This window comes from Citrobacter sp. Cpo071, assembly GCF_030332765.1.
In the GTDB taxonomy this organism is placed as follows: domain Bacteria; phylum Pseudomonadota; class Gammaproteobacteria; order Enterobacterales; family Enterobacteriaceae; genus Citrobacter; species Citrobacter portucalensis.
In genome coordinates, this window is the sequence record NZ_JAOWHE010000082.1 from 22,546 (window position 1) to 41,832 (window position 19,287).

Genomic DNA, 19,287 nt, shown 5'->3' on the forward strand with positions numbered 1-19,287 from the left:
GCAGGCAGAAATGATGACTACGAGGACGATGATGAAAAACACCGAACTGGAACAACTGATCAACGACAAACTAAACAGCGCCGCCATTAGCGATTATGCGCCGAATGGTTTGCAGGTTGAGGGCAAAGAGACGGTGCATAAAATCGTGGCCGGTGTGACTGCAAGCCAGGCATTGCTGGACGAGGCGGTACGCCAGCAAGCGGATGCGGTTATTGTTCACCACGGCTATTTCTGGAAAGGCGAATCTCCGGTTATTCGCGGCATGAAGCGCAATCGTCTGAAAACGTTGTTAGAAAATGATATCAACCTGTATGGCTGGCACTTGCCGCTGGATGCACACCCGGAATTGGGGAATAACGCGCAGTTGGCTGCGCTGTTGGGTATCACCGTGATGGGGGAAATTGAACCGCTGGTGCCATGGGGAGAACTCTCCATGCCGGTTCCGGGGCTGGAGCTGGCATCGTGGATTGAAGCGCGTTTAGGCCGTAAACCCTTATGGTGCGGTGATACCGGGCCGGAGAAAGTTCAGCGCGTTGCATGGTGTACCGGGGGCGGTCAAAGTTTTATTGATAGCGCAGCCCGATTTGGTGTCGACGCCTTTATTACCGGTGAAGTCTCTGAGCAAACCATTCACTCAGCCCGCGAGCAGGGGCTGCATTTTTATGCTGCCGGTCACCATGCGACCGAACGCGGCGGCATTCGCGCATTAAGCGAATGGCTGAATGAAAATACCGATCTGGACGTAACCTTTATCGATATTCCTAATCCAGCGTAATAAAGAGGGATGAAAGTGCAGCGAGCGCGTTGTTATCTGTTAGGTGAAACGGCGGTGGTTCTTGAACTGGAGCCCCCCATCACGCTGGCGACTCAGAAACGCATCTGGCGTCTGGCTCAGCGTTTAGTTGACGCCCCGAATGTGCTTGAAGCTATTCCGGGAATGAACAATATCACGGTTACCCTGCGCGACCCGCACACACTGGCTCTGGATGCGATTGAACGCCTGCAGCGCTGGTGGGAAGAGAGCGAAGCACTGGAGCCGGATTCACGCTTTATTGAAATACCTGTGACCTATGGCGGTGAGTTTGGCCCCGATCTGGCAGAGGTCGCCCGACACAGCGGATTAAGCGACAAGCAGGTCGTCGAACTTCATGCGTCAGTTGACTATGTGGTGTGGTTTATCGGTTTTCAGCCGGGATTTCCCTATCTCGGGAGCTTACCTGAACAGCTGCATACCCCCAGACGTGCGGAACCGCGTTTGCTTGTTCCGGCAGGTTCTGTCGGTATCGGTGGATCTCAAACGGGGATCTACCCGCTTGCAACACCTGGTGGATGGCAATTGATTGGGCGTACCTCCGTTGCGTTATTTGATCCAAAACGGGAGGAGCCGATTCTGTTACGGGCTGGCGATACCGTGCGTTTTGTCCCGCAGAAGGAGGGGATATGTTAAACATCATCCGCGCTGGCATGTACACCTCAGTACAGGACGGGGGACGCCATAGTTTTCGTCAATCCGGAATTAGTCACTGTGGCGCGCTGGATAAACCGGCCTTGAACGTGGCTAACCTGCTGGTGGGTAATGATGCGAATGCCGCAGCGTTGGAAATCACGCTGGGGCAACTGGTGGTGGAGTTTGAAGCCGATGGCTGGTTTGCCCTTACCGGTGCCGGATGCGAAGCGCATCTGGATCGAACTCCCGTATGGAGCGGATGGCGGTTACCGGTAAAAGCCGGGCAGCGCCTGACGCTAAAACGCCCGCTTCATGGCATGCGCAGTTATCTGGCGGTAGCGGGCGGTATTGATGTTCCTGAAGTGATGGGTTCGCGTAGTACCGATCTGAAAGTGGGCATTGGTGGGTTTGAAGGGCGTCTGCTGCGTGATGGCGATCGACTGGCGATTGGCGTATCGACCCGGCAATTCAGCGGGCCACAAGGTGTAAAACAACTGATGTGGGGTAATCTCATTCGCGCACTGCCCGGCCCTGAATATCAGGAGTTTGATGAGGTATCGCAGGCCTCTTTCTGGCGCTCGCCGTGGCAGCTTAGCCCGCAAAGTAACCGTATGGGGTATCGTCTTCAGGGGCAACCGCTGACGCGCACGACCGATCGCGAGCTGCTGTCGCATGGTTTGCTCCCCGGCGTGGTGCAGGTTCCGCATAATGGCCAGCCAATCGTGCTGATGAACGATGCTCAGACGACGGGTGGCTATCCCCGCATCGCCTGTATTGTCGAGGCAGATATGTATCATCTGGCGCAGATCCCGCTCGGTCAGCCGATTCATTTTGTGCAGTGTTCACTGGAGGAAGCGCTGAAGGCGCGGTACGACCAGCAGCGTTATCTGGAACAGTTAGCATGGCGACTTAACAATGAAAATTGATCTCAATGCAGACCTCGGTGAGGGATGTGCGAACGATGCAGCGTTGCTGCAATTGGTGTCATCGGCCAACATCGCCTGTGGGTATCACGCAGGCGATGCGCAAACTATGCTCTCAAGCGTGCGTGATGCGTTAAAAAATGGTGTGGCGGTAGGTGCGCACCCCAGCTTTCCGGATCGGGAAAATTTTGGTCGTAGCGCCATGGCACTGCCTGCACAAACGGTGTATGCGCAGACGCTGTATCAAATTGGCGCGCTGGCTGCCATCACGCGGGCAGAAGGCGGCGTGATGCGCCATGTCAAACCGCATGGCATGCTCTATAACCAGGCGGCGAAAGATCCTCAATTGGCCGATGCGATTGCGAAAGCGGTTCATGCCTGCGATCCGTCGCTGGTTCTGGTCGGGCTGGCGGGAAGCGAACTGATTCGCGCTGGAGAACACTATGGCTTGATAACGCGTCAGGAGGTTTTTGCCGATCGGGGTTATCAGGCTGATGGCAGTCTGGTACCTCGCAGCCAGCCGGGCGCACTGATTGAGGATGAAGAGCAGGCGCTGGCGCAAACGTTAGAAATGGTGCAATCCTGCAGAGTAAAAAGCCAAAGTGGAACATGGGCAAGCGTGACCGCCCAGACGGTATGCATTCATGGGGATGGCGAGCACGCACTCGCTTTTGCCCGTCGCTTGCGTAGCGCCTTTAATGCATGCAATATTGAAATTGGTGCATAAGATTTACCATACAAAACAACAATATATTACACAACAACATATACGGGAATGAATTATGGGAGAGGTAATTTCTCTCTGGCCATTGGCGGGGATCGCCGTCATCGTGGTCGGATTTCTTTTACGTTTTAATCCGGTATTGGTGGTTATTATTGCCGGGATCGTCACGGGACTGGCGGCGCATATGCCGATTGCCACCATCCTCGAGAAGCTGGGTGAAGGTTTTCTTAACACCCGCAACCTGCCGTTTATCCTGCTGATCCCGCTGGCGGTTATTGGCCTGCTGGAACGTCACGGACTCAAAGAGCGTGCTCAGGCGTGGATTGCGAAAATCCGCAGTGCCACCAGTGGCCGTCTGCTTATTGTCTATCTGTTCATTCGCGAAGCGACCGCTGCGTTAGGGCTGACCAGTCTGGGCGGGCATCCGCAGATGGTGCGCCCGCTGCTGGCGCCAATGGCGGAAGGGGCCGCCGAGAAAAATCACGGCGAGATACCCGGCGCGGTTCGCTATCGCCTGCGCGCAATGTCAGCGGCGACCGATAACGTCGGGCTGTTTTTCGGTGAAGATATCTTTGTTGCCTTCGGCGCGATCATATTCATGCACAACTTTATGCTGGAGTCTGGAGGGATCCAGACCGAACCTCTGCATATCGCCTTGTGGGGGATCCCAACGGCAATTTGTGCTTTCCTGATCCACGGCACGCGTTTGTGGCGTCTGGATAGCTATTTGCAACGTGAGGTGGCGAAAGCAAATGCCGCAGCGAAAGGGGAAGCGAAATGAATTTTCAACAAAGCTATCTCTACTGGCTGGCAGGTGCGGTATTACTGATTGTGGCGCTGATGTCCTGGCAGGACAAAGCAAACCCGCGCCGTTTCACCACAGGCCTGTTTTGGGGCATATATGGCGTACTGTTTCTGCTTGGTGACTGGACATACTCGCTGTTTGGCGATAAACGCGCAGTGCATATTGCCGTCGGCGTTGCGGTGGTCGTGCTGGCCCTGATCGCGGGTTTTGGCGGTGTGAAGCTGGGAAGCTACCATCAACGCACGCAGCAACAGCGCGAAGAAAGCGCCAGCCGCCTGGGCAACCGCCTGTTTTTCCCAGCGTTGGCGATCCCGGTGGTAACGGTCATTGGCGTACTGATGTTCAACCATATTCCGGGCTTACAGGATGCGCTGTTCGGGCCGGGTAATCACGCCACTCTGGTGACGCTCTTTTCAATGACAGCGGGTTCGTTGATTGGTCTGGCGATGGCGATAAAAATGACCCATGAGCGGGTGCATCAACCGATTCAGGAGGCACGCCGTCTGCTGGACTCCATTGGCTGGGCGTTCATTCTGCCGCAGATTCTGGCTACGCTTGGGTTGCTGTTTACAGCTGCGGGTGTCGGTAGCGGCATTTCATACCTGACGCAGGAATATCTGGCGGTGGATAGTCGCTTTATCGCGGTGGCGGTGTACACCATCGGCATGGCATTGCTGACCATGGTTATGGGTAATGCGTTTGCTGCTTTCCCGATCGTGACCGCTGGGATTGGTATTCCAATCCTCGTACTGCAACACGGCGGCAACCCAGCGGTAATGGCGGCGATTGGTATGTTCTCCGGCTATTGTGGGACGCTGATGACGCCGATGGCGGCGAACTTTAATATTGTTCCTGCAGCGTTGCTGGAACTACCGGACAAAAATGCGGTGATTAAAGCGCAGGTGCCAACCGGCATACTGCTGCTGCTGGTCAACGTGTTCCTGATGTATTTCCTGATGTTCCTGTAAGGAGGAAGGATGAAAACAGTACTCATCACGGGATTTGAACCCTTTGGCGGCGAGTCAGTTAACCCTTCCTGGGAAGTGGTCTCGAGCCTCGACAATGCTATTATCGGCGGATGCCGCGTAATAGCCCGCCAACTACCGTGTGTCTTTGGCGAGTCCCTCGCTGTACTCAACGCCGCGATTGACGCGTTGTCGCCATCACTGGTGCTGGCGGTGGGGCAGGCGGGTGGTCGCACGGATATCACCGTGGAACGCGTGGCAATTAACGTTGACGATGCGCGTATTGCGGATAACCAGGGGCAACAGCCGGTAGATGTGCCGATTGTGGTCGATGGCCCGGCGGCATGGTTTAGTTCGTTGCCGATTAAAGCGATGGTTGTCGCCATGCGCAACGCGGGAATTCCGGCCTCGGTTTCCCAGACTGCGGGTACTTTCGTGTGTAACCACGTGATGTATGGCCTGCTGCATAAACTACGCGACGTACCGGCGGTGAAGGGCGGCTTTATTCATATCCCTTATTTGCCGCAACAGGCTGCACAGCATCCCGGGGCGCCAAGTATGGCGACAGAAACGGTGCGCCGTGCGCTGGAGATTGCGATTGCCACCGCCTTGCAGGTGGAAAGCGATATCGCAGTGACGGGCGGCGCAACACATTAACAAAGGACAGTATTATGCCTGAAGGCCCGGAGATCCGCCGCGCGGCGGATAACCTGGAGGCGGCAGTCAAAGGCAAACCCCTGACGGATGTCTGGTTTGCCTTTGAGCAGTTAAAACCGTATCAATCTCAACTGATTGGGCAACGTGTTACCCAGCTTGAAACGCGGGGGAAAGCATTACTGACCCATTTTTCTAATGGCCTGACGCTGTACAGTCACAATCAGCTCTATGGCGTGTGGCGAGTGGTGGATACAGGCAAAATTCCGCAAACTTCGCGGGTACTGCGTGTCAGTCTGCAGACACACGACAAAACTATCCTGCTCTATAGCGCGTCTGATATCGAAATGCTGACGCCAGAACAGCTCTCCACCCATCCGTTCCTGCAACGGGTAGGGCCGGATGTACTGGATTTACGTTTAACGCCCGATGAGGTTAAAGCGCGTCTGTTATCTCCGCGTTTTCGCAATCGCCAGTTTTCTGGTCTGCTACTGGACCAGGCGTTTCTGGCGGGATTAGGTAACTACCTGCGGGTAGAGATCCTTTGGCAGGTTGGGTTGACCGGGCAGCATAAAGCGTCGCAGCTTAGTGATGAGCAACTGGATCAACTGGCACATGCGCTGCTTGATATTCCGCGGTTGTCTTATACTACCCGCGGCCTGGTCGATGAGAATAAACATCACGGTGCGTTGTTTCGCTTTAAGGTCTTTCATCGGGACGGCGAAACCTGTGAGCGTTGTGGTGGAATAATCGAGAAAACGATGCTCTCTTCGCGCCCCTTTTACTGGTGCCCGGGTTGTCAGCACTAAGCGGGTTGTTTTGGTGCGTGCACCGAAATAAACCGCGCGACTGCGGGGCCAGTTAACAAAATGCTGAACAGTCGCAGGGTTTGCATCGCCATGATGAGCGCCATATCAGCGTGGCTTCCTGCGGCGATCACCGCAACAGAATCCACTCCTCCAGGACTGGTTGCCAGATAGGCAGTGAGAAAATCGATCTGCATGTAATGCGCCAGTCCCCAGGCCATGGCTGCGCAGATCGCCATCAGTGAAAAAATAGACAACAGGATCTGTGGCAGTGGTCGTAATGCCATCAAAAAGATCTGCTTGTCAAAGCCAAGACCGATTTGCCAGCCAATTGACATGTAGGCTATAGCCAGTAGCCATTCCGGCAGTTCAATCACCATCACTCCGCTTGCATTCAGCATGGCACCCACCAGCATTGGCAATAGCATAACGCCAGAGGGAATACGCAGTAGGCGTCCAGCCGTGCCGGCAACGGCGGCCAGTATCAGAGTGCTGAAAAGATTGCCGCTTAGCGGCGGAAACCAGATGATTTGTTCACTGACCGTTTGGGCCTGGTCGCCCATCACCAGCCGGGTGACCAGCGCTGCCGCGCCGACCACCAACAGTACGCGCAGATACTGCATAAACGCCACCAGCCGGATGTCGGCGCCATAATCCTGGGCCATTGCGACCATTGCCGCTGCACCGCCTGGTGACGAGCCCCACGCACCGGTATTCCCCGGTAGATTACTATAACGAACCAGCAGCCAGCCGATTATCGCGCTGCTGATAAGGGTTGCCAGCAGGATAACAATCACCATCGGCCAGTGGGCTGCAAGGGTTGTGAAGATTGAACTGGTCAGATTTTGGGCAATCATGCAGCCGAGAATCGCCTGTGCGCCAAGAAATGTGCAGCGAGGAGGATGCAGCGAGATGCCGCGCATACTGAAAATGATGCCGACGATCATCGAACCGAGCAGCAAGGGGCCTGGAAGATGGATAAACAGAAAGAGCAGGGAAAGAAGGAGCGATAGCACAAACAACAGGCTCCACTGCAAAACAGGCATCCCATGCTCCTGAGTAAAATGTGAGAAATCTCAGTAAATCATAGAGAAAGCACGATAAGAATAAAATAATGTGGATCAAATAAAAACAGGCCGGACATAGGCATCACTGCTTTATCCGGCCTGGGAGCGTTTATAACTTTAAGCCGGACAAGCGCTAGCGCCATCCGGCAGACAATTAACGCTTAATATCAGACTTAAAATCGCGCTTGTCGTAGCCGGTGTACAGCTGACGAGGACGGGCGATTTTCATGCCGTCGGTGTGCATTTCGTTCCAGTGTGCAATCCAGCCAACGGTACGTGCCATGGCGAAGATAACGGTGAACATGGAGGACGGAATACCCATCGCTTTCAGGATGATGCCGGAGTAGAAGTCTACGTTCGGGTAGAGTTTCTTCTCGATGAAGTACGGGTCGTTGAGCGCAATGTGCTCAAGTTCCATCGCCACTTCCAGCAGATCATCTTTGGTGCCCAGTTCTTTCAGTACTTCATGGCAGGTTTCACGCATGACGGTAGCGCGCGGGTCATAGTTTTTATAAACACGGTGACCAAAGCCCATCAGGCGGAAGGAATCATTCTTGTCTTTCGCGCGGCGAACAAATTCCGGAATGTGTTTAACAGAGCTGATTTCTTCCAGCATTTTCAGCGCAGCTTCGTTTGCGCCGCCGTGTGCCGGTCCCCACAGGGAAGCAATACCTGCCGCGATGCAGGCAAACGGGTTAGCGCCAGAAGAGCCCGCGGTACGTACGGTAGAGGTTGAGGCGTTCTGTTCGTGGTCGGCGTGCAGGATTAAGATACGGTCCATTGCGCGTTCCAGAATCGGATTCACTTCGTATTTTTCGCACGGCGTAGAGAACATCATGTTCAGGAAGTTACCGGCGTAGGAGAGATCGTTACGTGGGTACACGAACGGCTGCCCGATGGAATATTTGTAGCACATCGCTGCCATGGTTGGCATTTTGGACAGCAGGCGGAAGGCGGCGATTTCACGGTGACGTGCGTTGTTTACATCCAGCGAGTCATGATAGAACGCTGCCAGCGCTCCGGTAACACCGCACATAACGGCCATCGGGTGAGAGTCGCGGCGGAAACCGTGGAACAGACGGGTGATCTGCTCGTGGATCATGGTATGGCGAGTGACTGTGGTTTTGAACTCGTCGTACTCTTCCTGCGTCGGTTTTTCGCCGTACAGCAGGATATAACACACTTCCAGATAGTTGGACTCGGTCGCCAGTTGGTCAATCGGGAAGCCGCGATGCAGCAAAACACCTTCGTCACCGTCGATGAAAGTAATTTTGGATTCGCAGGATGCGGTAGAGGTGAAACCTGGGTCAAAAGTAAACATCCCTTTTGAGCCAAGGCTACGAATATCAATAACATCTTGACCGAGCGTACCTTTCAGCACATCCAGTTCAATAGCAGCGTCACCATTTAGAGTGAGTTTTGCTTTAGTATCAGCCATTTACGGTCTCCTTAGCGCCTTATTGCTTAAGACTGCCGGAACTTAAATTTGCCTTCGTGCATCAATAAACCGTTACCAGTTTGTTATTTGGCTCGCCGCTCTGCGAAAGAGGGGATGACCTGGGTACAGAGCTATGGGCGCTTGCAGGTAAAACGGTCTTTTCATGGCGAATAAACTGCAAATCAAGAACTTAGCAATCCGAATTATTTAACCTGTCTATCACTAATAACTGTCCTGAAGGTATTGGTCAATACTTCCACACTGTTACATAACTAAATCTCCGGTGAAAGAGTGACCCCATAACTTTTACGCATTATATGCTTTTTCTGGTGTCGTTTGTAACAACTTTGTTTAATGATTGTCAAATCAGATGATTAAAAATTAAAATAATGTTGTTATCGTGACCTATGTCACTGTTCGGGATAAAACCCGACAAACTATATGTAGGTTAATTGTAATGATTTTGTGAACGTCCTATACTGCCGCCAGGTCTCCGGAATACCCTGCAATCCCGAGCCAACCAGCGTTGTAACGTGTCGTTTTAGCATCTGGAAGCAGTGTTTTATATGACGCGTAGTTATAGTAAGGACGCTGTCTGACCCGCACGCAGACCGGAGGAAGGAAATCCCGTCGTCTTTCAGGCTACAGGTGTCTTCATCTTCTGTACCCGAAGTCTAAAGGGAATAATAAGAACAGCATGTGGGCGTTATTCATGATAAGAAATGTGAAAAAACAAAGACCTGTCAATCTGGATCTGCAAACGATCCGGTTCCCAATCACGGCGATAGCGTCCATTCTCCATCGCGTATCCGGAGTGATCACCTTTGTGGCGGTCGGGATTCTGTTGTGGTTATTGGGTACCAGCCTTTCCTCCCCTGAAGGTTTCCTCACCGCGTCATCCATTATGAATAACTTCTTTGTGGAGTTAATTCTGTGGGGGATCCTGATTGCGCTGGCATATCACGCCGTAATGGGTATTCGCCATCTGTTGATGGATTTTGGCTATATCGAAGAAACCCTCGAAGCAGGGACACGCTCCGCCAAAATTTGTTTCGTTATCATTGTCGTGCTTTCACTTCTCGCAGGAGTCCTCGTATGGTAAGCAACGCCTCCGCATTAGGACGCAACGGCGTACATGACTTCATTCTGGTCCGTGCTACCGCTATCGTTCTGACGTTATACATCATCTATATGGTCGGTTTCTTCGCCACCAGCGGCGAGCTGACGTATGAAGTCTGGACCGGTTTCTTCTCATCGGCATTCACCAAAGTCTTCACCCTGCTGGCACTCTTCTCCATCTTGATTCATGCCTGGATTGGCATGTGGCAGGTGTTGACCGACTACGTTAAACCTCTGGCTGTGCGCCTGATTCTGCAACTGGCTATCGTCGTTGCGCTGGTGGTTTACGTCATTTATGGATTTGTTGTGGTGTGGGGTGTGTAATGAAACTGCCAGTCAGAGAATTTGATGCTGTTGTGATTGGTGCCGGCGGCGCAGGTATGCGCGCGGCGCTGCAAATTTCCCAGAGCGGTCAGACCTGTGCGCTGCTCTCCAAAGTGTTCCCAACCCGTTCCCATACCGTATCCGCGCAGGGTGGCATCACCGTTGCGCTCGGTAATACCCATGAAGATAACTGGGAATGGCACATGTACGACACCGTTAAAGGGTCGGACTACATTGGTGACCAGGACGCTATTGAATATATGTGTAAAACCGGTCCGGAAGCGATTCTGGAGCTGGACCACATGGGGCTGCCGTTCTCTCGCCTCGACAATGGCACAATTTATCAACGTCCGTTTGGCGGCCAGTCGAAGAACTTCGGCGGCGAGCAGGCGGCACGTACTGCGGCAGCGGCCGACCGTACCGGTCATGCACTGTTGCACACGCTGTATCAGCAGAACCTGAAAAACCATACCACCATCTTCTCCGAGTGGTATGCGCTGGACCTGGTGAAAAACGCCGATGGCGCCGTTGTCGGTTGTACCGCGCTGTGTATCGAAACCGGTGAAGTGGTTTACTTCAAAGCCCGCGCGACCGTGCTGGCGACCGGTGGTGCTGGCCGTATTTATCAGTCCACCACTAATGCCCACATCAATACCGGTGACGGTGTTGGTATGGCTATCCGCGCTGGCGTGCCGGTGCAGGATATGGAGATGTGGCAGTTCCACCCAACCGGTATCGCCGGTGCAGGCGTTCTGGTAACAGAAGGCTGCCGTGGTGAAGGTGGCTACCTGCTGAACAAACATGGCGAGCGCTTCATGGAGCGTTATGCCCCGAATGCGAAAGACCTGGCGGGTCGTGACGTGGTGGCGCGTTCCATCATGATCGAAATTCGCGAAGGTCGCGGCTGCGACGGCCCGTGGGGTCCGCACGCCAAACTGAAACTCGACCACCTGGGTAAAGAAGTACTGGAATCCCGTCTGCCGGGTATTCTCGAACTGTCCCGTACCTTTGCTCACGTTGACCCGGTCAAAGAGCCGATTCCGGTTATCCCAACCTGCCACTATATGATGGGCGGTATTCCGACCAAAGTAACCGGTCAGGCGCTGACCGTGAATGAGCAGGGCGAAGATGTGGTGATCCCTGGGCTGTTTGCCGTCGGCGAAATCGCCTGCGTGTCGGTTCACGGCGCCAACCGTCTGGGCGGCAACTCGCTGCTGGACCTGGTAGTATTTGGTCGTGCGGTTGGTCTGCATCTGCAGGAATCCATCGCTGAGCAGGGTGACCTGCTGGATGCGACCGAAGATGAAATCGACGCTTCTCTGGCGCGTCTGAACCGCTGGAACGGTAACCGTAACGGTGAAGACCCGGTGGCGATTCGCAAAGCGCTGCAAGAATGTATGCAGCATAACTTCTCGGTATTCCGCGAAGGCGATGCGATGGCGAAAGGTCTGGAAGAGCTGAAAGCGATCCGCGAACGCCTGAAAAATGCCCGTCTGGACGATACCTCCAGCGAGTTCAACACCCAGCGCGTTGAGTGTCTGGAGTTGGATAACCTGATGGAGACCGCGTACGCCACTGCAGTATCTGCAAACTTCCGTACCGAAAGCCGTGGCGCGCATAGCCGCTTCGACTTCCCGGAACGTGATGATGAAAACTGGCTGTGCCATTCCCTGTACCTGCCAGAGTCGGAATCCATGACGCGACGTCAAGTCAATATGGAACCGAAGCTGCGCCCGGCATTCCCGCCGAAGATTCGTACTTATTAATGCGGAGACAGGACAATGAAACTCGAGTTTTCAGTTTATCGCTATAACCCGGATGTTGACGACGCTCCGCGCATGCAGGATTACACCCTGGAGGCGGAAGAAGGGCGCGACATGATGCTGCTGGATGCCTTGATGCAGCTGAAAGAAAAAGATCCGTCGCTGTCGTTCCGCCGCTCGTGCCGTGAGGGGGTTTGTGGCTCCGACGGTCTGAACATGAACGGCAAAAATGGACTGGCCTGTATCACTCCTATTTCTGCGCTGAATCAGCCGGGCAAAAAAATTGTCATTCGCCCGCTGCCGGGTTTACCGGTTGTGCGCGATTTGGTGGTAGACATGGGGCAATTCTACGCACAGTATGAGAAGATTAAGCCTTACTTGTTGAATAATGGGAAAAATCCGCCAGCTCGTGAGCATTTACAAATGCCAGAGCAGCGTGAGAAGCTCGATGGGCTGTATGAATGTATTTTGTGTGCATGCTGCTCAACGTCCTGCCCATCATTCTGGTGGAACCCGGACAAGTTTATTGGCCCGGCAGGTCTGCTGGCAGCGTATCGCTTCTTAATTGATAGCCGCGATACCGAGACCGACAGCCGCCTGGAAGGTTTAAGTGACGCTTTCAGCGTATTCCGCTGCCATAGCATCATGAACTGCGTCAGCGTATGTCCGAAAGGACTGAACCCGACGCGCGCCATCGGCCATATTAAGTCGATGCTGCTCAAACGTAGTGCGTAAGTAGTTGTAGTGGTTGCCGGATGGCGACGTAGCGTCTTATCCGGCCTACGGGTTACGTACCTTGTAGGCCTGATTAGCGAAGCGCCATCAGGCAATTTAAGTGCAGGAAACCTCTAAAAACTGCCACATTATTAGACAGTTTTTAAAGGTTCCTTAGCGGACGCAGATGACACGACAGTCCGCAACAAGTGAACCCCGGCACGCACATCGGTGTGCGTGGTAGTATCCACGGCGAAGTAAGCATACAAATGCTTAAGGGATCACGATGCAGAACAGCGCTTTGAAAGCCTGGTTGGACTCTTCTTACCTCTCTGGTTCTAACCAGAGCTGGATAGAACAGCTCTATGAAGACTTCTTAACCGACCCTGACTCGGTAGATGCTAACTGGCGTTCGACGTTCCAGCAGTTACCTGGTACCGGAGTCAAACCGGATCAACTTCACTCAAAAACACGTGATTATTTCCGTCGACAGGCGTTGATTACCCCACGTTACTCTTCTTCTATTTCCGACCCTGATGCCAATGTGAAGCAGGTTAAAGTCCTGCAGCTCATTAACGCCTATCGTTTCCGCGGTCATCAGCATGCGAATCTTGATCCGCTGGGACTGTGGCAGCAAGAAAATGTGGCCGATCTGGACCCGTCTTTCCACGATCTGACCGATGCGGATTTCCAGGAAAGCTTTAACGTAGGTTCTTTTGCCGGCGGCAAAGACACGATGAAGCTGAGCGACCTGGTTGTTGCGCTGAAGCAAACCTACTGCGGCCCAATTGGCGCCGAGTATATGCACATCACCAGCACCGAAGAAAAACGTTGGCTTCAGCAGCGTATCGAGTCTGGCCGTGCCGCATTCAGCAGCGAAGAGAAGAAACGCTTCCTCAGTGAACTGACCGCAGCAGAAGGTCTGGAACGCTACCTGGGCGCTAAGTTCCCGGGCGCGAAACGCTTCTCGCTGGAAGGCGGCGATGCGTTAATCCCAATGCTCAAAGAGATGATCCGCCACGCCGGTAACAGCGGTACCCGTGAAGTGGTACTGGGCATGGCGCACCGTGGTCGTCTGAACGTTCTGGTTAACGTACTGGGCAAACGCCCGCAGGAACTGTTCGACGAATTTGCGGGCAAACATAAAGAACATCTCGGCACCGGTGACGTGAAGTACCACATGGGCTTCTCATCAGATATCGAAACCGAAGGCGGCCTGGTGCACCTGGCGCTGGCGTTTAACCCGTCGCACCTGGAAATCGTTAGCCCGGTGGTTATCGGTTCTGTACGTGCACGTCTGGATCGTCTGGACGAGCCGAGCAGCAATAAAGTCCTGCCAATCACCATTCACGGTGATGCGGCAGTTACCGGGCAGGGCGTGGTTCAGGAAACCCTGAACATGTCGAAAGCGCGTGGTTACGAAGTGGGCGGTACCGTTCGCATCGTTATCAACAACCAGGTGGGCTTCACTACGTCTAACCCGCTGGATGCGCGTTCTACACCGTACTGTACCGACATCGGTAAGATGGTTCAGGCGCCGATTTTCCACGTGAACGCGGATGACCCGGAAGCGGTCGCTTTCGTGACCCGCCTGGCGCTGGATTTCCGTAATACCTTTAAACGCGATGTCTTTATCGATCTGGTGTGCTACCGCCGTCACGGCCACAACGAAGCCGACGAGCCGAGCGCAACCCAGCCGCTGATGTATCAGAAAATCAAAAAGCATCCGACCCCGCGCAAAATCTACGCTGATAAGCTGGAAGCGGACAAGGTCGCCACGCTGGAAGATGCGACCGAGATGGTCAATCTGTACCGTGACGCGCTGGATGCTGGCGAATGCGTAGTGAAAGAGTGGCGTCCAATGAACATGCACTCCTTCACCTGGTCGCCGTACCTCAACCACGAATGGGATGAAAACTACCCGAACAAAGTTGAGATGAAGCGTCTGCAGGAGCTGGCAAAACGCATCAGCACCGTACCTGAAGCGGTTGAAATGCAGTCGCGTGTTGCCAAGATTTACGGCGACCGCCAGGCCATGGCCGCAGGCGAGAAGCTGTTTGACTGGGGTGGTGCAGAGAATCTGGCTTACGCCACGCTGGTTGACGAAGGCATTCCGGTCCGTCTGTCGGGTGAAGACTCCGGTCGCGGAACCTTCTTCCACCGTCACGCGGTGATTCATAACCAGGCGAACGGTTCAACCTACACTCCGCTGCAGCATGTGCATAACGGACAAGGCACCTTCCGCGTATGGGACTCCGTGCTGTCTGAAGAAGCCGTGCTGGCGTTCGAGTACGGTTATGCCACAGCAGAACCGCGCACGCTAACCATCTGGGAAGCACAGTTCGGTGACTTCGCTAACGGTGCACAGGTCGTTATCGACCAGTTCATCTCTTCCGGCGAGCAGAAATGGGGCCGTATGTGTGGTCTGGTTATGCTGCTGCCGCACGGCTATGAAGGTCAGGGTCCGGAGCACTCCTCCGCGCGTCTGGAACGTTATCTGCAACTTTGCGCTGAGCAAAACATGCAGGTTTGCGTCCCGTCTACCCCGGCGCAGGTTTACCACATGCTGCGTCGTCAGGCGCTGCGCGGTATGCGTCGTCCGCTGGTGGTGATGTCACCGAAGTCGCTGCTGCGTCATCCGCTGGCGGTGTCTACGCTGGACGAACTGGCAAATGGTACTTTCCTGCCAGCCATTGGCGAAGTAGATGAACTTGATCCTAAAGGCGTGAAGCGCGTCGTGATGTGTTCTGGTAAGGTTTATTACGACCTACTGGAGCAACGCCGCAAGAACGACCAAAAAGATGTCGCCATTGTGCGCATCGAACAGCTCTATCCGTTCCCGCATAAAGCGGTGCAGGAGGCGCTGAAACCATTTGCTCACGTACATGATTTTGTCTGGTGCCAGGAAGAGCCGCTCAACCAGGGCGCATGGTACTGCAGCCAGCATCATTTCCGTGAAGTAATTCCATTTGGGTCAGCTCTGCGTTATGCAGGTCGCCCGGCCTCTGCCTCTCCGGCAGTAGGGTATATGTCCGTTCACCAGAAGCAGCAACAAGATCTGGTAAATGACGCGCTGAACGTCGATTAAATAAAGGATAAATAATGAGTAGCGTAGATATTCTTGTTCCCGACCTGCCTGAATCCGTAGCGGATGCAACGGTTGCAACCTGGCACAAAAAACCGGGCGATGCAGTACGTCGTGATGAAGTACTGGTAGAAATCGAAACTGACAAAGTGGTACTGGAAGTACCGGCATCAGCGGACGGTATTCTTGATGCGGTTCTGGAAGATGAAGGGACAACCGTCACTTCTCGCCAGATCCTCGGTCGCCTGCGTGAAGGCAACAGCACCGGTAAAGAAACCAGTGCTAAGTCTGAAGAGAAAGATTCTACTCCGGCACAGCGCCAGCAGGCGTCTCTTGCTGAGCAGAACAACGATGCCCTGAGCCCGGCGATCCGTCGCCTGCTGGGTGAGCATAACCTCGAAGCCAGCGCTATCAACGGCACCGGTGTCGGCGGTCGTATCACCCGTGAAGATGTTGAAAAACATCTGGCGAAAGCTCCGGCTGCGAAAGCCGAAGCAAAAGCGCCGGCTGCAGCACCTGCACCGCAGGCTCAACTGGGCGCGCGTGGCGAAAAACGTGTTCCGATGACCCGTCTGCGCAAACGCGTAGCCGAGCGTCTGCTGGAAGCGAAAAATTCTACCGCCATGCTGACCACGTTCAACGAAGTCAACATGAAGCCAATCATGGACCTGCGTAAGCAATACGGTGATGCGTTCGAGAAACGCCACGGTATCCGTCTGGGCTTTATGTCTTTCTACGTGAAAGCGGTTGTTGAAGCGCTGAAACGCTATCCGGAAGTGAACGCGTCCATCGACGGCGATGACGTGGTTTACCACAACTACTTTGATGTCAGCATGGCGGTCTCCACGCCGCGTGGCCTGGTCACGCCGGTCCTGCGTGATGTGGATCTGCTGGGTATGGCTGACATTGAGAAGAATATTAAAGAACTGGCAGTTAAAGGTCGCGACGGCAAGTTGACGGTCGAAGATCTGACGGGTGGTAACTTCACCATCACTAACGGTGGTGTGTTCGGTTCCCTGATGTCTACGCCGATCATCAACCCACCGCAGAGCGCCATCCTGGGTATGCATGCCATCAAAGATCGTCCGATGGCGGTAGACGGCAAGGTTGAAATCCTGCCGATGATGTATCTGGCGCTGTCTTATGACCACCGTCTGATCGATGGTCGTGAGTCAGTAGGCTTCCTGGTAACCATTAAAGAGTTGCTGGAAGATCCAACGCGTCTGCTGCTGGACGTGTAGTTAATAAGAGTATCACCTGCCCCGTAGGTCTGGACGCTTATCAGACCTACGGGTAAAAGATAACGATTACCTGAAGGATGGACAGAACACATGAACTTACATGAATATCAGGCAAAACAACTTTTTGCCCGCTATGGCTTACCGGCACCGGTGGGTTATGCCTGTACTACTCCGCGTGAAGCCGAAGAAGCTGCATCTAAAATCGGCGCTGGCCCGTGGGTAGTGAAATGTCAGGTTCACGCTGGTGGCCGTGGTAAAGCGGGCGGTGTGAAGGTGGTAAACAGCAAAGAAGACATTCGCGCTTTTGCTGAACACTGGCTGGGTAAACGTCTGGTCACTTACCAGACAGATGCTCATGGCCAACCGGTAAATCAGATTCTGGTTGAAGCCGCGACCGACATTGGTAAAGAACTTTACCTCGGCGCAGTTGTTGACCGTAGCTCCCGTCGCGTGGTCTTCATGGCCTCTACCGAAGGCGGCGTGGAAATCGAAAAAGTAGCGGAAGAAACCCCGCACCTGATCCACAAAGTGGCGCTCGATCCGCTGGCAGGCCCGATGCCTTACCAGGGGCGTGAGCTGGCGTTCAAACTGGGTCTGGAAGGTAAACAGGTTCAGCAGTTCACCAAGATCTTCATGGGTCTGGCGACTATCTTCCTGGAGCGCGATCTGGCGCTGATCGAAATCAACCCACTGGTTGTGACCAAGCAGGGAGACCTGATCTGCCTCGACGGCAAACTGGGCGCTGACGGCAACGCACTGTTCCGCCAGGCTGACCTGCGCGAAATGCGCGACCAGTCTCAGGAAGATCCGCGTGAAGCGCAGGCTGCACAGTGGGAACTGAACTACGTCGCACTGGACGGCAACATCGGTTGTATGGTTAACGGTGCGGGCCTGGCAATGGGCACCATGGACATCGTTAAGCTGCACGGCGGCGAACCGGCTAACTTCCTCGACGTTGGCGGCGGTGCGACCAAAGAGCGTGTAACCGAAGCGTTCAAAATTATCCTCTCTGATGACAATGTTAAAGCCGTACTGGTTAACATCTTCGGCGGTATCGTACGTTGCGATCTGATCGCTGACGGTATCATCGGCGCGGTAGCAGAAGTAGGTGTAAACGTTCCGGTCGTGGTACGTCTGGAAGGTAACAACGCTGAACTCGGCGCGAAAAAACTGGCTGATAGCGGCCTGAATATTATTGCAGCGAAAAGTCTGACGGATGCAGCTCAGCAGGTTGTTGCCGCAGTGGAGGGGAAATAATGTCAGTTTTAATTAATAAAGATACCAAGGTTATCTGCCAGGGCTTCACCGGTAGCCAGGGGACATTCCACTCCGAACAAGCGATCGCTTACGGTACGCAAATGGTCGGGGGCGTTACGCCGGGCAAAGGCGGCACCACGCATCTGGGTCTGCCAGTGTTCAACACCGTACGTGAAGCGGTAGAAGCGACCGGCGCAACCGCCACCGTTATCTATGTTCCGGCACCGTTTTGCAAAGATTCCATTCTGGAAGCAATCGATGCAGGCATCAAGCTTATCATCACCATCACCGAAGGTATCCCAACGCTGGATATGCTGACCGTGAAAGTGAAGCTGGATGAAGCTGGCGTACGCATGATCGGCCCGAACTGCCCAGGCGTTATCACTCCGGGTGAATGTAAAATCGGTATCATGCCGGGCCACATTCACAAGCCGGGTAAAGTGGGTATCGTTTCCCGTTCAGGTACCCTGACCTATGAAGCGGTTAAGCAGACCACCGACTATGGTTTCGGCCAGTCTACCTGTGTGGGTATCGGTGGCGACCCGATCCCAGGCTCTAACTTCATCGACATCCTGAAGCTGTTCCAGGAAGATCCGCAGACTGAAGCGATCGTCATGATCGGTGAGATCGGCGGTAGCGCGGAAGAAGAAGCAGCTGCTTATATTAAAGATCATGTGACCAAGCCGGTTGTGGGTTACATCGCGGGTGTGACTGCGCCGAAAGGTAAGCGTATGGGTCACGCGGGTGCGATCATCGCGGGTGGTAAAGGTACAGCGGATGAGAAATTCGCTGCGCTGGAAGCTGCAGGTGTGAAAACTGTTCGTAGCCTGGCCGATATCGGCGAAGCGCTGAAAACCGTTATTAAGTAAGAAATAAAAAACAGCCCTGACTCTCTGCATAGTCAAGGGCTGGTCCCGTTTCGACATGGTTGGCCATCTGATGATGGCCTTTTTTT

The 19,287-nt window shown here is 54.0% G+C and carries 18 protein-coding genes and 1 pseudogene; 16 read left to right on the top strand and 3 right to left on the bottom strand.

Annotated elements, in window-relative coordinates; genetic code table 11:
• Positions 1-31 precede the first annotated feature (31 nt).
• Genes ybgI through nei form a run of 8 tightly spaced genes read left to right on the top strand, consistent with a single transcriptional unit; the run spans position 32 to position 6,327 of the window.
• Positions 32-775, top strand: coding sequence for a radiation resistance protein YbgI (gene ybgI / locus OGY09_RS14250; protein ID WP_032942716.1), 744 nt, complete (start codon positions 32-34; stop codon positions 773-775).
• A gap of 15 nt (positions 776-790) precedes the next feature.
• Positions 791-1,447, top strand: a complete 657-nt coding sequence (gene pxpB, locus OGY09_RS14255; protein WP_032944353.1) for a 5-oxoprolinase subunit PxpB — start codon at positions 791-793, stop codon at positions 1,445-1,447.
• Positions 1,441-2,373 (top strand): 5-oxoprolinase subunit PxpC, encoded by a 933-nt coding sequence (gene pxpC, locus OGY09_RS14260; protein WP_032942717.1) that lies wholly within the window; start codon positions 1,441-1,443, stop codon positions 2,371-2,373. The genes pxpB and pxpC overlap by 7 nt, the downstream gene beginning before the upstream one ends.
• Entirely contained in the window at positions 2,363-3,097 is a 735-nt protein-coding gene (pxpA, locus tag OGY09_RS14265; RefSeq protein WP_032942719.1) for a 5-oxoprolinase subunit PxpA, read from the top strand. The genes pxpC and pxpA overlap by 11 nt, the downstream gene beginning before the upstream one ends.
• Before the next feature lie 55 nt (positions 3,098-3,152).
• On the top strand, positions 3,153-3,875 hold the full coding sequence (locus OGY09_RS14270; protein ID WP_048235867.1) for a DUF969 domain-containing protein: 723 nt from the start codon (positions 3,153-3,155) through the stop codon (positions 3,873-3,875).
• Positions 3,872-4,867 (top strand): DUF979 domain-containing protein, encoded by a 996-nt coding sequence (locus OGY09_RS14275; RefSeq protein WP_032942722.1) that lies wholly within the window; start codon positions 3,872-3,874, stop codon positions 4,865-4,867. The genes OGY09_RS14270 and OGY09_RS14275 overlap by 4 nt, the downstream gene beginning before the upstream one ends.
• A 9-nt stretch (positions 4,868-4,876) precedes the next feature.
• Positions 4,877-5,521 (top strand): pyroglutamyl-peptidase I, encoded by a 645-nt coding sequence (gene pcp / locus OGY09_RS14280; protein ID WP_008784132.1) that lies wholly within the window; start codon positions 4,877-4,879, stop codon positions 5,519-5,521.
• A 14-nt stretch (positions 5,522-5,535) separates the two neighbouring features.
• Positions 5,536-6,327, top strand: a complete 792-nt coding sequence (gene nei, locus OGY09_RS14285; protein ID WP_032942723.1) for an endonuclease VIII — start codon at positions 5,536-5,538, stop codon at positions 6,325-6,327.
• On the opposite strand, the gene OGY09_RS14290 is transcribed toward nei, so the two are convergent.
• The 3 genes and pseudogenes from OGY09_RS14290 to OGY09_RS14300 all read right to left on the bottom strand — a co-directional run bounded on the left by OGY09_RS14290 (position 6,324) and on the right by OGY09_RS14300 (position 9,143).
• Positions 6,324-7,370: an AbrB family transcriptional regulator gene (locus OGY09_RS14290; protein ID WP_032942724.1), complete on the bottom strand. Its 1,047-nt coding sequence runs from the start codon at positions 7,368-7,370 to the stop codon at positions 6,324-6,326. The two genes, nei and OGY09_RS14290, sit on opposite strands and share 4 nt — an antisense overlap.
• A 175-nt stretch (positions 7,371-7,545) precedes the next feature.
• Positions 7,546-8,829: a citrate synthase gene (locus tag OGY09_RS14295; protein ID WP_003831404.1), complete on the bottom strand. Its 1,284-nt coding sequence runs from the start codon at positions 8,827-8,829 to the stop codon at positions 7,546-7,548.
• A 203-nt stretch (positions 8,830-9,032) separates the two neighbouring features.
• Positions 9,033-9,143: pseudogene (locus tag OGY09_RS14300) on the bottom strand (hypothetical protein).
• Positions 9,144-9,526: 383 nt separating this feature from the next.
• Here OGY09_RS14300 and sdhC point away from each other — a divergent pair.
• The 8 genes from sdhC to sucD all read left to right on the top strand — a co-directional run bounded on the left by sdhC (position 9,527) and on the right by sucD (position 19,201).
• Complete coding sequence (gene sdhC / locus OGY09_RS14305) at positions 9,527-9,931, top strand: succinate dehydrogenase cytochrome b556 subunit (RefSeq protein ID WP_003831406.1); 405 nt, start codon at positions 9,527-9,529, stop codon at positions 9,929-9,931.
• The gene (gene sdhD, locus OGY09_RS14310; protein WP_003831408.1) at positions 9,925-10,272 is read left to right on the top strand and encodes a succinate dehydrogenase membrane anchor subunit; all 348 of its coding nucleotides are present in this window, start codon (positions 9,925-9,927) and stop codon (positions 10,270-10,272) included. Before sdhC ends, sdhD begins: the two co-directional genes overlap by 7 nt.
• Positions 10,272-12,038, top strand: coding sequence for a succinate dehydrogenase flavoprotein subunit (sdhA, locus tag OGY09_RS14315; protein WP_003831409.1), 1,767 nt, complete (start codon positions 10,272-10,274; stop codon positions 12,036-12,038). Before sdhD ends, sdhA begins: the two co-directional genes overlap by 1 nt.
• Positions 12,039-12,053: 15 nt before the next feature.
• Positions 12,054-12,770 carry a succinate dehydrogenase iron-sulfur subunit SdhB gene (sdhB, locus tag OGY09_RS14320; RefSeq protein WP_003022921.1) on the top strand — a complete coding sequence of 239 codons (717 nt, stop codon included), beginning with the start codon at positions 12,054-12,056 and terminating at the stop codon, positions 12,768-12,770.
• Between the two features lie 265 nt (positions 12,771-13,035).
• A complete protein-coding gene (gene sucA / locus OGY09_RS14325; RefSeq protein ID WP_003831411.1) occupies positions 13,036-15,837 on the top strand; it encodes a 2-oxoglutarate dehydrogenase E1 component in 2,802 nt (933 codons plus the stop codon).
• A 14-nt stretch (positions 15,838-15,851) separates the two neighbouring features.
• Complete coding sequence (gene odhB, locus OGY09_RS14330; protein ID WP_003022925.1) at positions 15,852-17,075, top strand: 2-oxoglutarate dehydrogenase complex dihydrolipoyllysine-residue succinyltransferase; 1,224 nt, start codon at positions 15,852-15,854, stop codon at positions 17,073-17,075.
• A 90-nt stretch (positions 17,076-17,165) separates the two neighbouring features.
• Positions 17,166-18,332 carry an ADP-forming succinate--CoA ligase subunit beta gene (gene sucC / locus OGY09_RS14335; protein WP_003022927.1) on the top strand — a complete coding sequence of 389 codons (1,167 nt, stop codon included), beginning with the start codon at positions 17,166-17,168 and terminating at the stop codon, positions 18,330-18,332.
• Positions 18,332-19,201, top strand: a complete 870-nt coding sequence (gene sucD, locus OGY09_RS14340) for a succinate--CoA ligase subunit alpha (protein ID WP_003022929.1) — start codon at positions 18,332-18,334, stop codon at positions 19,199-19,201. Before sucC ends, sucD begins: the two co-directional genes overlap by 1 nt.
• The last annotated feature ends 86 nt before the right edge of the window (positions 19,202-19,287 follow it).